The organism is Bacillus sp. EB V-12 (assembly GCF_056158125.1).
Window position 1 is genome coordinate 18,925 of sequence record NZ_JBUXJL010000004.1, and the last position, 17,129, is coordinate 36,053.

The following is a 17,129-nucleotide window of genomic DNA, read 5'->3' on the forward strand; positions in this document are numbered from 1 at the left end:
TATAGAACATCAAAGCTATTTTACTTGAAAGAAAGGTGTGAAAATTATTTTGCACTTTTCTTTCATGCTGTAATTTTGATGTGTATTAAGGGGGATTTATTTGTATACATATGATAAGTTGATTTCTTGGGTAGAGGATATAAAAGAAAAAAATCATAGTTCTGCTACAGCACTTTGTATTATAAAAGATAATAAAATCGTACTAGAGCATTATAGTGGTTATCACTCAAATACATCTACAAGCAAGAAAGTAACAGCATCTTCACAATTTAACGTTGCTTCTGCTAGAAAAAGTTATTTAGGATTAATGATAGCGTATGCGCTTTATGAGGGGAAAATAAACTCTATTGATGATGAAGCGATAAAATATTTTAAAGACTTTGATCCTGCATTGCTTAGTAAAACGACGATAAGACATTTAGTAACACATTCGCACGGATTAGAAGAAACGAATGACAGGACAATTTTTCGTGAATTTGCACCGGGGCAATCATGGGCGTATAGAGATATTAATGTAAGAATGATGACACGTCTTATTTATCAGCTATATAACAAAAGTTTTCCTGAATTGTTAAAGGAGCGTGTGTTTAAGCCTGCTAATTTTCAAGAAACAGGTTGGAGAGTTCAGCGAGATGAAAATTTAGTTGACGTTGTTAATAATCCAAATGAAGACGCAATTAGTGAAATTGGTACGGTAGATGACGGTACTGAAAAAAATTTGTTTGTCTCAGCTAGAGAATTTGCGCAGTGGGGCAATCTTCATTTAAATCAAGGTGGGATAGATGGTAAACAAATTGTTCCAAAAGAAGTTATAAAAATCGCTACGAGTTTGCAGAGTCCAACATATATAAACAAAGAGCTACCACAAAATGGATTGTTTTGGTTCATCCAAAATGAGCCTGCGCAATTAAGCGAACTTGGTGAACGTGTTCCAAAAGGGTCGTATCAAATATTAGGGATTACTGGACCGACCATTTTAGTAATACCTGAATATAATGTAGTTGTTGCAAAAATGTATAACAAAAGATATAACTACGGCGGTGATAATTACTTATATTATTTACGTGAATTTAGTAATTTAGTCGCTGATACATTTAGTAACGGTAATAGGGCATAATTACTCCTATAACAAAAAGGAGTGATTGAAAGTGAAAGATAAAGTGAACAAAAATAAAAAACAAAATATAAAAGATGTAAATACAGAGCAAAATGCGATTTATAGCGATCCTAAAGATGCAGCTAATATGCAAACTGTACCGCAGCCGAAAGATTTTGATGAAATCGAATATTAATTTTTCATCCGACTATATGATGAATGAAAAATACGTCTTAAGTCTCATCACATATAAGAAATTATTTGATAACATATATACATAAGCATTTGAAAATGGCTTATCTTAACAAAGCTTTCTTTAGAAACATCTGATATAACCTGCAAAAGGCACTTCTTTATGAAGTGTCTTTTTGTGTATATGAACTTAATTACCATTTTCCGTACAGTATCTTGCAATTTATGATGGATATACTAACTGTGAAAATTCATGTCAAGATAAAAGAAGGGGACAGTTAGTATGAAACAAACTTCTATAAATCCGTTACTAATTGTTCTAGGTACAATCATTGTTCAAATTGGCCTTGGAACAATTTATACATGGAGTTTATTTAATCAACCCCTTGTAAGTAAGTTTGGATGGAATCTTAATTCAGTAGCGATAACTTTCTCCATAACAAGTTTTTCTTTATCATTCTCAACTTTATTTGCAGCCAAGTTGCAGAAAAAATTAGGACTTCGAAAACTTATTGCTACTGCAGGAATTGTTTTAGGACTCGGCTTAATACTTAGTTCACAAGTTTCTTCTTTACCACTATTATATTTATTAGCTGGTGTCGTTGTTGGTTATGCGGATGGAACAGCTTATATTACATCACTATCTAATTTAATTAAATGGTTTCCAAATCGGAAAGGGCTTATTTCAGGTATATCTGTATCAGCGTATGGAATGGGCAGCTTAATCTTTAGATATATAAACGGAAATCTTATCGATAACCTTGGTGTATCACAAGCATTTTTATATTGGGGTATTATCGTGTTACTTTTAGTGTTAATCGGATCGTTCTTCTTACGTGAGGCAATTGTAAGTAATGCTGTAACTGAAACATTACACAATGACTATACTCCGCGTGAAATGATGCGAACGAAACAAGTATATCTGCTATTTTTTATGTTATTCACCTCGTGTATGGGTGGTTTGTATTTAATCAGTATGGTAAAAGATATCGGCGTACAACTTGTTGGACTTAGCGCAGCAACCGCTGCAAACGCCGTTGCTATGATTGCGATCTTTAATACAGTAGGTAGAATCATTCTTGGGACGTTATCAGATAAAATCGGCCGAATGAAAATTGTCTCTGCAACGTTTATTATTATAGGTTTGTCAGTCTTTACTTTAAGTTTTATTCCGCTAAATTACGGAATCTATTTTGCTTGTGTAGCAAGTGTCGCCTTTTGCTTCGGCGGTAATATAACTATATTCCCAGCTATTGTCGGAGATTTTTTTGGATTAAAAAACCATAGTACAAATTACGGGATTGTCTACCAAGGTTTTGGATTTGGTGCGCTTGCAGGATCATTTATTGGAGCGATACTTGGGGGATTTCAACCAACTTTCATTATAATCGGTATTTTAAGTGTTATTTCCTTCATTATTTCAATATTAATCCGTCCACCAAATGTAGAAAAGAAAAAGGAACTAAAACATTTACATCGGAAAGTAGCTTAATACTAAAAAGAGTCCTAATATAGGGCTCTTTTTAGTATAGAGAGAATAGAGTTATTTAATTTAAAATGAAATGATTTGAGAAGCAATAAAGTTGTTTATTTCTTGATGAACTAAGTAGCAGATACGTAGAATATTCATATTGATAACACTTCTGAGTCATTATTTAAAGTAGCTACGATTACATTGGCTAATGGAGCTGACAATATCTCAATTTATATACCAATGTTCGCTAGTCAATCCTTGGAAGCAAATATCGTTACATTAATGATCTTTTTTTCCATGATAGCGATATGGTGTTTTATTAGCTACAAATTGATAAGAGCTCCTATTCTAGTTAAAGTACTTGAGAACAATTGTCATATTATTGTTCCAATTGTTCTAATTGGTTTAGGAATGTTCATTCTTTTTCGCAGTGATACAATTGAATTATTGTACTAATATGTTGAAACTTGAATTAAAAAGAATCAAACGCGGTAAAAAGCCATACTACAGATAAAATGTAGTGCGGTTTTTTAAAATTTTAGTGAAATGAAACAGTGCACTACGACTATTGAGTTAGACAGGATATTACGATTATTAAATTGAATAGATACTTTAAAAGGAGCGTGACACTTAAAATGAAAATAGTACAGCAGTGGGTACAAGAAGATAGTGATTACATAAGAGAGAAAGTAATTGAATACAATCAAAAATATCTTGCAGATGAAGAAAAAACACCTTCAGAAAAGGTTAGTTTCATAGTAAGAAATGAAAAAGAAGAAATAGTAGGTGGGGTAACAGCAATAACTTTTTGGCACCATATACACGTTGACTTTCTATGGGTTTCTGAAGAATATAGACATGAAGGTTACGGAACCAAGTTAATAAAACTTATTGAAGAATTTGCAATTGAAAAAGAGTGCAGGTTAATCAATTTAGATACTTTTAGTTTTCAGGCGCCTGATTTTTATAAGAAGCATGGATATAAAGTAATCGGAGTAAGTGAAGATCATCCGAAAGGACATAATCATTATTATTTAGAAAAACGGCTAAAAAGTATATAGAATTTGTTAACATTAGTATTTGGAATACACATGCAATAAGGGCGAGGTTATTATTAATTTCAGTATTAATTGAATCAATTTTTATTCTAAAACTGCAAGAACGTACTTTGGATAATCTTCCTAAGGTACGTTCTTTTTTTATATCAGTAGCCTATTCTTATTAACTCCACCAATAGTGGTAAAGGCAAGACTTAACTAACTTATATATATTAAAAGGAGTTAATGGTAGAATGAATAGAAGACAGAAAATTCCTTTTATTAAAAATAGAGGAGGTACATATGAAAAAAGTTAATGTTACATACGCGATTTTGTACGATAAAACTAATGAAAAGATTTTAATGGTAAAAAACAAAGGGGAAAATGGTTCTTATTATACATTACCAGGTGGCGCAGTTAAATTAGGAGAAACATTGGAAGAAGCAGTAATTCGAGAAGTAAAAGAAGAAACAGGGTTACATATAAACGTAAAAGGGATTTGTTCTATCAGCGAAGCCTTTTTCGAGGAAAGAGATCATCATGCAATTTTCTTTAATTTTCTAGGTGAAATAATTGGCGGAGAGACATATATATCAAGGCCAAAAGAAATTGAAGAGATTACTTGGATGGAATTACATATAGCAGCTCCATATTTACGCATACCAGAACATTTACTAGATTTATTACAAAAGAAAGAAACAGTACCTTATTTTTTTAACGGAACAATCGTTCATCAATCTTCATAAAAATATTATCTCATGTAAGGCGGGGAAAACATGGAGTTTATCGTTAATCACAAACAATTCACTCAAGCACTTTCAGAAGTAAGTAAAGCAATATCAACAAAATCTTTAATTCCTATATTATCTGGTATAAAAATAACTGCAGATCAATCTGGAATTACTTTAATCGCAAGTAACTCGAATATTTTTATCGAAAAATTCATTCCTGTTTCAATTGAAGACGAAAAGATTGCAACTATTTTAAAGGCAGGAACTATTGTTGTACCTGCAAAGTATTTCATTGAAATAATAAAGAAAATGCCAAGTGATATAGCAATAAAAAGTAAGAATGAGCAATTAATTACGATACAATCAGAAGAAATCACATTAAGTTTAAATGGATTTCCTGCAGATGAGTTTCCGAATGTACCGCTTATAGACAATCATGCAGAAATCAAAGTAGAGACAGAGCAATTGATTGAAGTATTTAAACAAACAGTCTTTGCGGTAGCGAAAAATGAATCTAGACCTGTTCTTACTGGGGTGCATATAGAGTTATCTAATAATAAGTTAATTTGTGCTGCAACTGACTCACATAGACTAGCGATACGTGAAACATTGCTTTCCTCAGATGTAAAAGCAAATTGTATTGTACCAAGCGCAACCATTAGTGAACTTCTAAAATTAATGAACAGCAATTCAGAATTCGTATATATCTATCTTTCAGAGAGTCATATTATATTTACGCTCGGAACAACTACATTATATTCAAGACTAATCGAAGGGAAATATCCTAATATTTCTAATCTTATTCCGAACGACTTTAAAACGATTATTAACATAGATAGAAAAAAGATATTACAAGGTGTAGACCGATCAAGTTTATTAGCAAGTGAATGGGCCAATAACAATGTTAACTTAGAAATCATAAACGAATCTACAATTAAAATTTCTTCAAATGCTTCTCAAATTGGGCAAATATCCGAAACGCAACAAATAGATGCGATTCAAGGTGAAAAACAATTAAATATATCTTTCGATGGGCGTTTTATGGTTGATGCTTTAAGAGCAATAAAAGAAGAAACGATTACTTTAAGCTTTGGTGGTTCTATGAGACCGATATTGATTGAAGCAGAAATCTGCAGCAGTACATCTTATATCACCAGTAAGAGCTTATTAGGGATAGAGGAAGGGATTACATTATGTACAAGCAGACTTTTGTTTTATGAAATCATAAATCAATACATTATAAGAATGATGTATTAGTAAAGCAAACAGTTTACTAATTCCTACATAATATAATTCATAGACAAAGCAGCAATGGTAATCTGAAATACAAAGCAAAATAATAATAACCTCAATATAAAAGCCATAGATTAATCGATATGGGGTGAGTATGATGAAGAAAATAATTGTTTTACTCATTGGTATAGTTTTAATTACTTTTGCTTTTTATCAATACAATAAAAAAGACTATGCAGCTAAAAGTACTAACTTGTATGTAGAAAACTTTAAAGGGGAAAATGATTCAATAAAAATACAATCTGCTATTAATAAAGCAGAATCTAGTAAAATTAAAACGGTATTACTTGATGATAAGAAGTATAAAATTACGTCACCAATCATTGTTAAAAAAGGTGTGAAATTATTATTTGGTTATGGATCCCAATTTGTAGTTGAGGGAAACTTTAGAGTTCTAGAACTGGAGAACAACGCATCCATTGAAGGAGCGTATATAGCTATTGACGACCCTAAATTTAACTCTGAAGTTATTTATTTAGACGGTAAAAATAAATATTATAACACTTGGAACAAAACACAAATAAAAGATATAAATATTATTAATTGGACGGAAACGAATAAAGGTACCGGAATTTCTTTATACTCTGCTGGAAAAGAAAATGAAATTTCGTTTGTTAACTTCGAAAACATTAAAATTGTAGGAATGGAAACCGGACTAAAATTAGTAGCAAAAAAACCGAGCACCGGACAAGCTTGGATAAATGCCAATCGTTTTATGAACTTTTCTTTAGAAGACTGTGTAAATATGATTTATATGGATAGTCAAGTAACTACGCCAAATGAAATTAGTGGGAATCAATTTACAAATCTTCAAATACAGCCTTCAAATAAAACAAAAAGCATTATACAGGTAAGTGGTCAGCATAATGAATTTCATGGGATGGTGTGGGATTTAAATAAAATAAAACATGAAACCGAACTCATTGAACTGACTGATAAGAGTATGAATACAGTGGTTGAAATGTCCAGTGTACCAGCAAATAGAGTTTTAGATAGTGGGAAATCCAATATTGTGAAATAAGTTTAAATACAGAAAAAAGAGCGAATTCTTTATAAGAGGATTCGCTCTTTTTATATTTTAAAATTAAATTTCCTTCCACCAAGCGGATGAAGGATAATTTGTAGATTTTAACGTAATAGATTCACCAATTTGAGGCGTTGTAATTTTAACTCCTAAACGGTTAGCTTCTTTCGTAACACGTTCTATCGGGTCACTCCATTCGTGTAATGCTAATGTAAAAGCACCCCAATGAATCGGAAGAAGTAATTCTCCTTGTACATCAATATGAGCTTGTACAGTTTCTTCAGGCAACATATGAATCGCAGACCACCTCGGATCATATTGTCCGCATTCCATCAATGTAAGATCGAATGGACCATATTTATCACCAATTTCCTTAAAGTGAGGGGCATAACCGCTATCGCCACTAAAGAAAATTTTAGTCTCTTGACCAAGAATAAGCCATGAACACCATAATGAACAATCTCTATCTGTCATACTTCGTCCAGAGAAATGCCTTGCAGGAGCACAAACTAACTTAATATTATCAAATGTAATTTCGTCCCACCAGTTATGCTCACTAATTTTACTAGGTGAAACACCCCATTTAATAAGATATTGTGCAACTCCAGTTGGAACATAAAAGTGCTTTGCGCGATCTTTTAACTGCATAATACTTTTGTAATTCAAATGATCATAGTGATTATGAGAAATGATAATCGCATCAATTTCTTGAAGGTCATCACGTTCTAAAGAAAAAGTACCACTATAGCGTTTACTATTAAACAAAGGAAATGGGGAAGAGGCATCTCCAAACATAGGGTCTAATAATAGTTTTTTACCTTCTATTTTCAAAAGAGAAGCAGAATGGCCAAACCATGTAACACTCTCTAACGATTCATTATCTTTATTTGATAAAACGATAGGCAAATCCTTTATAGGACGCAGCTTTGATTTTATTTTAAAGTAATCCGTCATTAAACTTATAATATCTTTCGGTTTAAAACTCATATCAGTATGAATTTGATTTGTATATTTCTTATTCATTCGTTCTCCTTTTTACGATTAACAATTCACGTATGTTGTTATTGTGGCTATTTGTAGTTTAAACGAAATCATTTTACCTTTCACCTTAAATGCAGTACATTTCATAAATTTGTCAAATTCATTATTTGTATATATAAAATGTAAATCCTACAGCAGCTAAGACAAATATTAAGTACATGTAAATTGTTTTTATTTAGTAAATTCCTTCTTATACGTAACAAAGAACATATGTTTCGTTGTATGTTATAGAAGAAAATATATCTCTAATAAAAGAAAGGAAGGAGAGGACGTAAGTGCAAATAGAGAGAAAAAAGAACTCAAAATGTAAACTATCAAAATCGGAAATCATTCATTTGTATGCAGAAGGGAAGAGCACCTCAGAAATCGCCATGCTTGCTAATGTGTCTGCAAGGTATATTCGTATGGTTTTATCAGACAATAACGTACCAAGGCGCGCTATAGGGAGTTGGAAGAGAAAGTATGACATAACAGAAGATTATTTTAAAACGTGGTCAAACAATATGGCTTATATTTTAGGGTTTATAGCAGCAGATGGTGTTATACAGAAAGAAAATCAATGTGTCAGTATATCTCAAAAAGAAAATTACATTTTAGAAGATATAAAACAAGAACTAAACACCAACCAGCCACTATATCTAAATAAAAAAACAAACGTATATATGCTAAATATTAATAGCAAAGTAATAAAAGACGATCTAATGAATATTCACGGAATCATGCCATGTAAATCTTTTAACATTGAATTTCCTTTAGTACCAGAAGAATATTTGCATCATTTTGTTCGTGGGTATTTTGATGGGGATGGTTACGTCAAGTATGAAACTTATACAGTAAGCTTTGTAGGAGGATCATATAACTTTATGAATTCTTTAAATCAGGTACTACAAAATCACAATTTAACTTCCTATTTAATAAATCAAAATACACATTATCGTGTCATTTTATCTGGAAGAAAATCAATACAATTATTTTCAAAGTGGATTTATAAAGATAAAGGTATTTATTTGCATAGAAAATATGAAGTGTTTCAGAAAGAAAGTCTGAGTTTAGATCAATTACAAGATCGAAAATTAAAACAAACTCAAACTGCCGTTAAACAAAGAAAACAAAATTTTCTTGAAGAATATATGAAAAATAAATGTAATGCTACAACTTGTTCAAATTTAGAAATAAGCGAATCGGCTTTCAAACGTTGGCTAAAAAATGATAATCAATTTAAAAGAGATTATGAAAAGATTAATTTAACAATGTCCACTAGCGATAACTGAATATAAAATCCTAAAAAACCTTAGAATAGGTATGAAGATAGTTATTCTAAGGTTTTTAATTTTTAAATCATAAAGGATTCTTAATTTTATTGATTGAATATAGTAAATACATAGATTTTACAATTGTCTTGATAAAAAAGGAGAGAGACACCTTGCAAAAGAAATTTATCAATCCAGAAACAATGCCACCAACTTTTGGATATTCACATGTAGTTGAAGTTAGTAACGCTAAACGAACAATTTACATATCTGGACAAGTAGCAATCAATACTGATGGTCAAATAGTTGGTGTTGGTGATATAGCTATACAAACGCGACAAGTATTCGAAAACATTAAAAGTGCATTAGATACTTTAGAATTACAATTTAATGATGTAATAAAATTAACATTTTTCTTAACAGATATTTCTCAAATGGCCACTGTTAGAGATATACGAGATCAATACATTGACACTAATAATCCACCAGCAAGTTCAGCTGTAGAAGTTAGAAAGTTAATTAACGATAACTTATTAATTGAAATCGAAGCAATTGCTGTAGCAAACTAATTTTAAGAACTTATTCGTAATCATATCAATGCAATTCGTTTAATGCGTTCAGTTAAAACGAATTGCATTTTTTATTGTCTTAAATATAATTTATATCTGGAGACATTTTCATCAACAACTTATAAAACAAACAACTAAACAATCCATCACACAGAATGATTAAAAAGAACGAGGGGAGGCTAATCACAAAACTAACTTACCTATAATAAGTTTATTATTTAAAGTTAGTTAACATAATATATATTATAGGCAGTTATAGAAACAAAGCAATACCGGGTATCAAAACCCAAGTAAACTATACTTAATGAGACGAAACGGAGATTTTTGGTGAGATTTACATTAAATCTTATCTAAACAAATTTCTTCAGTTTTTATCGTTTTTATTTGTTATAAATTCATCACAGCAAATCTTAATCAATAATCGCTTAAGATTTAACGAATTAAAAACATTTTTGATTGGCAAGAAATTTTTATACAGAAAAATTATTTCTATACAAAATATAAATTAATAATTTTATTTTATGTTTTACTTAATGAATTAATTGCTATTTGCACATGTTTTACAACTTTACATTATTTGTTGTTATTTCTGTTATTTAGGCTTGACTTTCATTACACTCATTGTTTTTTATTCTAGTTAACATAACGCTTATTTTTAACATAAAAAAATCCTCCTCACCTTCAGGAAGATTTTTTGTTTGCTATTATTTTATTTATATCTTCTAGTAACAATCCCAATTGTAAATGACATTGGAAAAATCTAGATTTAACAAATCTTCCTTACGTATAAAGAAATTAGCAACCCCAGAATCGCCCCACATAATATTTAATGAATCGTCTGTATCGATTTGCATCAATAATATGTCATGTTGCTGGTATTTTTCTTCCCATTCCCTTGGATCTGTCTGTGTGAAAAATGGATAACCACCAATTTTATGTCCTTGATCCTTACATAAATCATCATACAGTTCGCCTAATTCTGTATTATTTTCTTCATCAACAATTTCTTCCCAATCAATGTTATCATTAAAAATCATTTCAAATCGATAATCTCTTGGTGTTACTGGTTGATATGCCAACTCAAACTTTAGTTTTGCTGCTTTGGGTATGATAAAATTCTCTAAATCTAAAGTGTTTAAATAACTAAAATCAGTAATCACCTTAGTTAAATCCGCTGTGATTGTAGAATGATAAACAATTCGAAAGTCTTTTTGGACTGTTGGATGATCAAAATCTGCTCCAAAAAGATCTTCTTCAGCACTTATGAAAAACTGTAACATTCCATGTTGAGGCATATGTTCAATATTTGGTATTTCTTCAAGGTTTAACTGCGCAAGTAGCATCATAGGTTGTCCGTTTGAGTCTTTAGGATGCTCTTGGTCTATAGGTAAATACGGATATCCACCAAACTTACTTTCAAAAAGAGTTGTCTCAGCTTGCGTTCCAGACACTTTAACATACGGTTTCACACTTTCTTCTAAAATACTACGATACTGTTCTAGTTCTTTCGGAATTTGAAGTTGATACGTATTCTTCACTACATTTGCCTCCCTTTAGTAATGAATTGAAAATGCCTAACTTAATTATATAGCAAGCGATAGCTTAATTGAAAATCGTTAAAAATCCATTTTCACCCTCATTTTTTGCGCGCTTGGTGGACAAAGTAGATTATGTTCTAATACCTTTTTATTAATAGTTCGAATTAAATCCGCTGCTTCTGCAGTATTTGTATTTTCTTTTAGCTTTTCTTTTAAATCGTCAATTTCTTTTGAAAGCTCAATCCACCTAGGTAAAACATGATTATTTGCTAAAGTTCTATAAAGTTGCTTTTCAGGATTGTACGAAAGATCTTTATCAAGATTAAGAGGTTTCCCTTTACCAGGTAAATGATCAAAAGACCCTTTCTTTTCTGCTTCTTTAACGATAGAACTAATATGATCTTCATACGTATAGGACCAAACTTTCTCATCTTTTACTAAAATCTCTTGCTTTTTTAGTTTTTTATCTAGTTCTTCTTGATTCATAGATTCTCTCTCCTTTTTATTTTCTAATGCCCTTAACCCATCGAATAGCTTTTCTCGCCACCATACGCTATCATGTCCGCCTTGAAACTCTTCGTAAGTGGTTTTGGTGTTTCATTTCTTCTAAAGCTTTATATAGCCGTCTATTAGCCGTTAAAAGAGGTTCGTTTTCAAGTTCACCTACTGCTATGTAAGTATTGAGGTGAGTTGCATTAGAATCTATTAATGAAATTTGATTTTCAATCCAAGGAATTGCATTTTCATAATCGTCCTTTTTCCAATGTACGGATCCAGACATTGACAACACATTTCCGAAAATATGTGGATTTTGAAGTGCTGCATAAAAAGCTGCTAAGCCACCAAGACTGAAACCAGCAATTGTTGTATGATTCCTTTCTTGATAAACGTGATAATTAGATTGAATCCACGGAAGTAATTCCTTTGTTAAAAATGTATTCATTTTATCGTTATAAGTTAGCTCTTCTAATCGATCAACAGGATCTATAGTAACAGCAATACACGATGGGATTTCTTTTTCGTAAATTAAATAATTAAGTGTTTTTGTGATTGAAAGGTCATTAATGAATGAATTCCCATCAAATACAATGAGAAGTTCTTGAATATGTGAAGTGTGAGAATAATCATGAGGCGTATAAATATGAATTTTGCGTGTGTTATTTAAAATCGAACTATAAAAAGAATATGTTTCAATCTTTCCGGATGGATAATCATTTGAAGGAAAACGACTGCTATATTGCACCTCCATTCCTATGTTTAACACAGACGCTTTATTGGTACCTTCTCCAAATGTATTTCGATTAAATTGGTCTATTTCGTACTGTTCACTACGCTTTATCCAATCATTTTCGAAAACATCGTTTACTGAAAAATAGTACGTTGAAATAAAACTCTTATCCGTCCTAAACGTTACATACCAAATATCTGTCTGTAACAATCGTTGTAATTGATTTACAGACAGATCCCAACCAGGAAAACTACCGAATACATAAACATTTTCAGTATTTTGATCGCCTAACCATATATACGTTATAAGTTTATACTGATTATCTGCAGGGCATTGTTCTATTAGTGGCGTGTGATTTGACTTGATTTCATGCAAAAAAGTATAAAGAGCTTTTTTGTTTCCATTCTTTAATTGATTTTTAAGCTTCTCTAACTTAGGACTGATTATTGTAGTCACCTCTCTTTCTCCTTTGTAGTATTTATTCTATATGTAGTTTTTTTCATTAGAATCCCTATATAAAAGTAGTCGTAAGTTATTTGTTTAGCGAAGTTATTTATTAGAAAAATAATCAATTGCCTGAATAGAAAGTTCTAATGATTTTATTCTTCTTTCTAAAAGCGTTCTTTGAGGACTCCCAAGCTTTGACCTAACGTAAATCTTTTCAATTGATGGAAGCAAACCAATTAGAACATTACGAGCTTCTGCTAAATCTTCCTGAGTATAATGATGAGTTTCTTGCTTCCAAACACTTTCTAACATAGCTAAGCCGATACTAGCTGCTTTGAGTCTTTTTTTCACTAAAGTAGTATTTGATCCTTTTTGAGTCATCTGTGATAAGGCATTTTCAAGTTTACTAATTGTTGACTGTAAAGATTTTATTGATTCTACTTTATCTATATTTGATACGTTTTTCATGTTAATGTTATCCCTTCTATGTTGCTAACTTGTTTTGTTTAATGTTTAATGAAATCCTTAAAAGCTTGATTTCACTCGAAATATTTTAACATAAATAACTAACTGTATTCGAGTTGGACAATAACTTAAAGTAAAACAGCTATTCCTCTCTCCTCCCCTGTATCATTCTATTATATGTACTTCTTTCTTCTCATTAGAATTCCTATATAAACTAGTTGTTAATATTGAATGTTTTATGAACAAAAAAACGTACAAGTAATGTAACCTGTACGTTTTCGCTTTTATTCAGTAAGGTAATAAAGTAATAGCTTTCTGGTCTTCTCATAACTTATGAAATCTCTATACAAAATGGGATAATTCACAATTTCTGTTTCTAGAAAACGATATTGCGGAAACCACTCGAAAAACGATTTTCTTAACCACTTTATTTGTTGAAACGTAATGTTCTGTTCGTTTCCATTTAGTACAGAATTTAAAGTAGCTGCTGTATGCATCCAATAATGATTAAAATCAGCGTTTATACAGTCATCTTCGGTAAATTTACTTTTTAAATCTCGCTGCAATTTTGCTGTAGCACGATAAGGAAACGGTTTATGAAGTGGACTATGCATTTTCTGCAATTCCTTAAAAATAATTCGTTTTCCTAACTTCAACTTTCCACCCCTTTATTTCTCTATCCAATTTAATAAGTTTTCATAATGATATTGAGCATCGATATACCCAAGATTATATAGATTAACGAGCTTTTCCTTATTTCTTTCTATTCCGCTTATAGGAAGCTGTACACTTGGTTGAATTACATAAAAATTATCTTTTTGTTCTTCTCGATTCATATAAGATATCGTCTCATTATAAAAACGATAATGGTCTACTAAATTCTCTGCGATTTTCGGATATTTTCTATATAAAATTTTAGCCAGGCCTGAAAATTTATTTCGCTGCTTCTCATATCCTTCTGGCTTTGTCATAATTACAACGTTCTTTTCATAACCATCCTTTTGGGCTTTCAAAACAGGTATAGGGTCTATAATCCCTCCATCTAATAATTTTCGATTATTATATTCTACAGCAGGTGCTATAAACGGCACAGAGCTAGATGCACGAATGATTTTTAAAATATCATTTCCGTGTTCTGCTTTATTATAATAAATGGCTTGTCCTGATTCGCAATCAGTTGTCCCTATAACAAACTGTTCATTACAGTTTAAGAAAGTTTGAAAATCAAATGGTACAATTTTATTAGGTACTTCATCAAATAAAAAATCCATTCCGAATAATTCACGTTTTCGAATTAAGTTTCGATAAGATATATACCTGTAATCTGATACTAGCTCTGTATTTACTTTCTTATTTCTACCTTTTTGACGTGACAAATAGGTTGCTCCCATACAGGCTCCAGCTGATACGCCGACTACATATGGAAAGAATAAGTTCTTTTCCATGAAATATTCGAGTACACCTGCAGTATATAAACCTTTCATTCCTCCGCCCTCTAATACTAAACCAATATTCTTCATGCTATATCCCTCTGCTTCTTTTTTCTTAATTTCATATTAGCATAAGATTTTAAGATGAGGTTATATAAACTAATTACAACAATAACCAGAAACTACTAAAGTAATGTCATAATATCTTTGTGAGTAACATGTTACAATATAAGTAATTCATTCCACATATATTAAAGGAGGAATTTAATATGGGTTTATTTAGCGGTATTTTAGGAAATGCATCAAATACGAGTTCTGAAAGTGTAGAACGTGATTTAGAGAAGATTATGCTAGACGATGAAAAAGTAGAGCATGCTTATAAATTAATTCGTGATCTAATCGTATTTACAAATCGTCGTCTTATATTAGTAGATAAACAAGGAGTAACTGGCAAAAAAACAGAATACCATTCTATTCCTTATAAAAGTATTACACAATATAGCATCGAAACGGCTGGGCATTTTGATTTAGATGCAGAACTTAAAATTTGGGTGTCTAGTATGGAGGAACCAATTACGAAAGAATTTAAAGGTGACGATAGTATTTTAAGCATTCAAAAAGCGCTAGTAACCTTTACGACAAAGTAGTGGTTTTTGTATCTTTATTCATTTTCAAAATTACTAACCCGAGTATTTTGGAAGAACATACATTATTTTTGTATATTTAATCTGAAATAACATAAAAAGGTAAAGCGTATTTTAAATGCTTTACCTTTCTTTTTTGTAATAAACAAGTGTAGTTTTATCATTTAATTTCTTTATTACTTCTGTTCTTTTATACCCCATTTTCTCGTATAGAAAACAATTTCTTTCTTCTTCTAAAATCGTAGCAAGTTCAAAACTTCGTGCTTCTGGAAACATTTCTTCAATTAAAATAAGTACCTTCTGAGCAATTCCTTTCCCTTGATAGATTGGATGAATAAACATTGGACTAATCCAAAATTTATAAGGTAGTTCTTTTGCGGATATACATATTGCTCCAACAAGTTTCGAATCTATTATCACCTTATAAAAATTACTGCTGGGATTATTTATTCTAAAAATAGTTTTTTCGATAGTTTCATTTGCTGGGTTTGTTTCGTAGTCTTTATATTTATGTAATAAAGGGCTAAATGAGTCTATTTGCATTTGAAATAAATCTGTTGCATCACTTTCTGTCGCCTTCTCTAATGTAATCTCCATGTTACCAATTAAGTCGCTTTCTTAACGAGGTAATATGAGCGGTATGATGACGACCATGCCATGCGTATAGTCCTATTGCAACAGCAAGTTCTGTTTCACCAGTTTCAGGATGGTTAAATGTCTTTTCTAAATCTTCAATTTCTAGAGAATATAAAAGGTTAACCCATCTTTTATGTAATGAATCTAGCATTACTAGTGAAACATCTACCGGTAATTTTGAATCGGGTAACTCTGCCCACTTCTCTTCTTTATACGGCTTAATAGTTGGATTCTTTTCTGTAAGTGCTAATTTGAAGCGTATGTAGCTATTCATATGGCTATCAACAACGTGATGAACAACTTGACGGACAGTCCACCCTCCAACGCGATATGGTGTATCTAACTGCTTCTGATCTAAATCTTTAATTGCCTTTGTTAGTTCATTAGGTAAATCTTCAATTTCTTGAATCCATGTATCAATCATTTCTTCAGTTATAGGACGTTTGTATGTAAATTGGCCAATTGGATAACGTAAATCATTCATGAATAAGTCCTCCTTATTATAAGCGCGAAGTATTTCTCCAAATATAGTGTACAAACTTCACATGTTCTCCATGTAATTCTACAGATGTTATATCTGATTCATTTTGATAAGAAGAAAATCCGCTTTTTTCTAGTACAATTTGTGATGCGAGATTATTAGTCGTTGTTTTAGCATGAATTTCAGTAATTTCATTATTTTTCGCTACATCTAAAATTAATTTTACGGCTGCTGTTGCAACTCCTTTTTTAGTAAATTTTTCTCCGACCCGATACCCGAGGGAACTAATTCGAGTTTCCGTATCTATATCTACTAAATTAATTCGCCCTACAATTTCTTTTTCTTCATTACGAATTAAATAAAAATAAGAATCTCCATCCGCTTGTTCTATTAATAAATCGTCTAGTAGTTTTTGGAAATATTCAAATTCAAAATATTTTGAGCCACGATTTGGTACCATTGTTTCAAAAAAAGATTTATTCGTAAGTTCAAACATAAATAAATCCTTAGCATCTTGTTCCTTTAGTTGCTCTATGTATATTTCCATCCCGT

Annotated in this window: 19 protein-coding genes and 2 pseudogenes; 11 read left to right on the forward strand and 10 right to left on the reverse strand. The window is 31.2% G+C overall.

What is annotated here, in order from left to right; all coding sequences use genetic code 11:
- The first annotated feature begins 100 nt into the window (after positions 1–100).
- The 8 genes and pseudogenes from ACZDYH_RS15305 to ACZDYH_RS15340 all read left to right on the forward strand — a co-directional run bounded on the left by ACZDYH_RS15305 (position 101) and on the right by ACZDYH_RS15340 (position 6,845).
- Entirely contained in the window at positions 101–1,117 is a 1,017-nt protein-coding gene (locus tag ACZDYH_RS15305; protein WP_006929688.1) for a serine hydrolase domain-containing protein, read from the forward strand.
- A gap of 31 nt (positions 1,118–1,148) precedes the next feature.
- The gene (locus ACZDYH_RS15310) at positions 1,149–1,292 is read left to right on the forward strand and encodes a hypothetical protein (RefSeq protein WP_000653680.1); all 144 of its coding nucleotides are present in this window, start codon (positions 1,149–1,151) and stop codon (positions 1,290–1,292) included.
- Positions 1,293–1,571: 279 nt separating this feature from the next.
- Positions 1,572–2,780: an L-lactate MFS transporter gene (locus tag ACZDYH_RS15315; RefSeq protein ID WP_006929696.1), complete on the forward strand. Its 1,209-nt coding sequence runs from the start codon at positions 1,572–1,574 to the stop codon at positions 2,778–2,780.
- Positions 2,781–2,918: 138 nt separating this feature from the next.
- Positions 2,919–3,218: pseudogene (locus ACZDYH_RS15320) on the forward strand (cadmium resistance transporter); the annotation flags it as partial.
- A 179-nt stretch (positions 3,219–3,397) separates the two neighbouring features.
- Entirely contained in the window at positions 3,398–3,823 is a 426-nt protein-coding gene (locus tag ACZDYH_RS15325) for a GNAT family N-acetyltransferase (protein WP_000706904.1), read from the forward strand.
- A 279-nt stretch (positions 3,824–4,102) separates the two neighbouring features.
- Complete coding sequence (locus ACZDYH_RS15330) at positions 4,103–4,546, forward strand: NUDIX hydrolase (RefSeq protein WP_000757601.1); 444 nt, start codon at positions 4,103–4,105, stop codon at positions 4,544–4,546.
- Positions 4,547–4,576: 30 nt separating this feature from the next.
- Positions 4,577–5,702 (forward strand): annotated as a pseudogene (dnaN, locus tag ACZDYH_RS15335) (DNA polymerase III subunit beta).
- Positions 5,703–5,921: 219 nt separating this feature from the next.
- Positions 5,922–6,845, forward strand: coding sequence for a hypothetical protein (locus ACZDYH_RS15340; RefSeq protein ID WP_000721081.1), 924 nt, complete (start codon positions 5,922–5,924; stop codon positions 6,843–6,845).
- 63 nt (positions 6,846–6,908) lie between these two features.
- Here ACZDYH_RS15340 and ACZDYH_RS15345 read toward each other — a convergent pair whose 3' ends face one another.
- Positions 6,909–7,871 carry an MBL fold metallo-hydrolase gene (locus ACZDYH_RS15345; protein ID WP_326303762.1) on the reverse strand — a complete coding sequence of 321 codons (963 nt, stop codon included), beginning with the start codon at positions 7,869–7,871 and terminating at the stop codon, positions 6,909–6,911.
- A 293-nt stretch (positions 7,872–8,164) separates the two neighbouring features.
- On the opposite strand from ACZDYH_RS15345, the gene ACZDYH_RS15350 reads away from it, so the two are divergent.
- Together ACZDYH_RS15350 and ACZDYH_RS15355 are read left to right on the forward strand one after the other, a co-directional pair.
- Complete coding sequence (locus ACZDYH_RS15350; RefSeq protein WP_434714518.1) at positions 8,165–9,160, forward strand: LAGLIDADG family homing endonuclease; 996 nt, start codon at positions 8,165–8,167, stop codon at positions 9,158–9,160.
- A gap of 152 nt (positions 9,161–9,312) precedes the next feature.
- The gene (locus tag ACZDYH_RS15355) at positions 9,313–9,708 is read left to right on the forward strand and encodes a RidA family protein (RefSeq protein WP_001169711.1); all 396 of its coding nucleotides are present in this window, start codon (positions 9,313–9,315) and stop codon (positions 9,706–9,708) included.
- Positions 9,709–10,430: 722 nt separating this feature from the next.
- Here the strand turns inward: ACZDYH_RS15355 and ACZDYH_RS15360 are convergent.
- The 6 genes from ACZDYH_RS15360 to ACZDYH_RS15385 all read right to left on the reverse strand — a co-directional run bounded on the left by ACZDYH_RS15360 (position 10,431) and on the right by ACZDYH_RS15385 (position 14,906).
- Positions 10,431–11,246, reverse strand: coding sequence for a YwqG family protein (locus ACZDYH_RS15360; RefSeq protein ID WP_434714521.1), 816 nt, complete (start codon positions 11,244–11,246; stop codon positions 10,431–10,433).
- Positions 11,247–11,324: 78 nt separating this feature from the next.
- Positions 11,325–11,732, reverse strand: a complete 408-nt coding sequence (locus ACZDYH_RS15365; RefSeq protein WP_033687745.1) for a DnaJ family domain-containing protein — start codon at positions 11,730–11,732, stop codon at positions 11,325–11,327.
- Positions 11,733–11,802: 70 nt separating this feature from the next.
- Entirely contained in the window at positions 11,803–12,930 is a 1,128-nt protein-coding gene (locus tag ACZDYH_RS15370) for an alpha/beta hydrolase-fold protein (protein ID WP_434714523.1), read from the reverse strand.
- Positions 12,931–13,023: 93 nt separating this feature from the next.
- Positions 13,024–13,389, reverse strand: a complete 366-nt coding sequence (locus ACZDYH_RS15375; RefSeq protein ID WP_102956059.1) for a hypothetical protein — start codon at positions 13,387–13,389, stop codon at positions 13,024–13,026.
- Between the two features lie 281 nt (positions 13,390–13,670).
- Positions 13,671–14,042: a YxiJ-like family protein gene (locus tag ACZDYH_RS15380; RefSeq protein WP_000765936.1), complete on the reverse strand. Its 372-nt coding sequence runs from the start codon at positions 14,040–14,042 to the stop codon at positions 13,671–13,673.
- A 12-nt stretch (positions 14,043–14,054) separates the two neighbouring features.
- Entirely contained in the window at positions 14,055–14,906 is an 852-nt protein-coding gene (locus ACZDYH_RS15385) for a patatin-like phospholipase family protein (protein WP_016122609.1), read from the reverse strand.
- A gap of 179 nt (positions 14,907–15,085) precedes the next feature.
- Here ACZDYH_RS15385 and ACZDYH_RS15390 point away from each other — a divergent pair, with 179 nt between their 5' ends.
- Entirely contained in the window at positions 15,086–15,463 is a 378-nt protein-coding gene (locus ACZDYH_RS15390) for a PH domain-containing protein (protein WP_000522476.1), read from the forward strand.
- A gap of 120 nt (positions 15,464–15,583) precedes the next feature.
- On the opposite strand, the gene ACZDYH_RS15395 is transcribed toward ACZDYH_RS15390, so the two are convergent.
- The 3 genes from ACZDYH_RS15395 to ACZDYH_RS15405 are packed head-to-tail and all read right to left on the reverse strand — an operon-like array spanning position 15,584 to position 17,124.
- Positions 15,584–16,057, reverse strand: a complete 474-nt coding sequence (locus ACZDYH_RS15395) for a GNAT family N-acetyltransferase (protein WP_000406651.1) — start codon at positions 16,055–16,057, stop codon at positions 15,584–15,586.
- A gap of 1 nt (position 16,058) precedes the next feature.
- Positions 16,059–16,580: a YfiT family bacillithiol transferase gene (locus ACZDYH_RS15400; protein ID WP_006929720.1), complete on the reverse strand. Its 522-nt coding sequence runs from the start codon at positions 16,578–16,580 to the stop codon at positions 16,059–16,061.
- Positions 16,581–16,596: 16 nt separating this feature from the next.
- Positions 16,597–17,124 (reverse strand): GNAT family N-acetyltransferase, encoded by a 528-nt coding sequence (locus ACZDYH_RS15405; RefSeq protein WP_434714527.1) that lies wholly within the window; start codon positions 17,122–17,124, stop codon positions 16,597–16,599.
- Positions 17,125–17,129: the final 5 nt, after the last annotated feature.

Coding starts and splice junctions, on each gene's coding strand:
- ACZDYH_RS15325 (WP_000706904.1), top strand. CDS start 3,398: ATGAAAATAGTACAGCAGTGGGTACAAGAAGATAGTGATTACATAAGA.
- ACZDYH_RS15365 (WP_033687745.1), bottom strand. CDS start 11,732: ATGAATCAAGAAGAACTAGATAAAAAACTAAAAAAGCAAGAGATTTTA.
- ACZDYH_RS15340 (WP_000721081.1), top strand. CDS start 5,922: ATGAAGAAAATAATTGTTTTACTCATTGGTATAGTTTTAATTACTTTT.
- ACZDYH_RS15345 (WP_326303762.1), bottom strand. CDS start 7,871: ATGAATAAGAAATATACAAATCAAATTCATACTGATATGAGTTTTAAA.
- ACZDYH_RS15330 (WP_000757601.1), top strand. CDS start 4,103: ATGAAAAAAGTTAATGTTACATACGCGATTTTGTACGATAAAACTAAT.
- ACZDYH_RS15390 (WP_000522476.1), top strand. CDS start 15,086: ATGGGTTTATTTAGCGGTATTTTAGGAAATGCATCAAATACGAGTTCT.
- ACZDYH_RS15405 (WP_434714527.1), bottom strand. CDS start 17,124: ATGGAAATATACATAGAGCAACTAAAGGAACAAGATGCTAAGGATTTA.
- ACZDYH_RS15395 (WP_000406651.1), bottom strand. CDS start 16,057: ATGGAGATTACATTAGAGAAGGCGACAGAAAGTGATGCAACAGATTTA.
- ACZDYH_RS15400 (WP_006929720.1), bottom strand. CDS start 16,580: ATGAATGATTTACGTTATCCAATTGGCCAATTTACATACAAACGTCCT.
- ACZDYH_RS15375 (WP_102956059.1), bottom strand. CDS start 13,389: ATGAAAAACGTATCAAATATAGATAAAGTAGAATCAATAAAATCTTTA.
- ACZDYH_RS15385 (WP_016122609.1), bottom strand. CDS start 14,906: ATGAAGAATATTGGTTTAGTATTAGAGGGCGGAGGAATGAAAGGTTTA.
- ACZDYH_RS15315 (WP_006929696.1), top strand. CDS start 1,572: ATGAAACAAACTTCTATAAATCCGTTACTAATTGTTCTAGGTACAATC.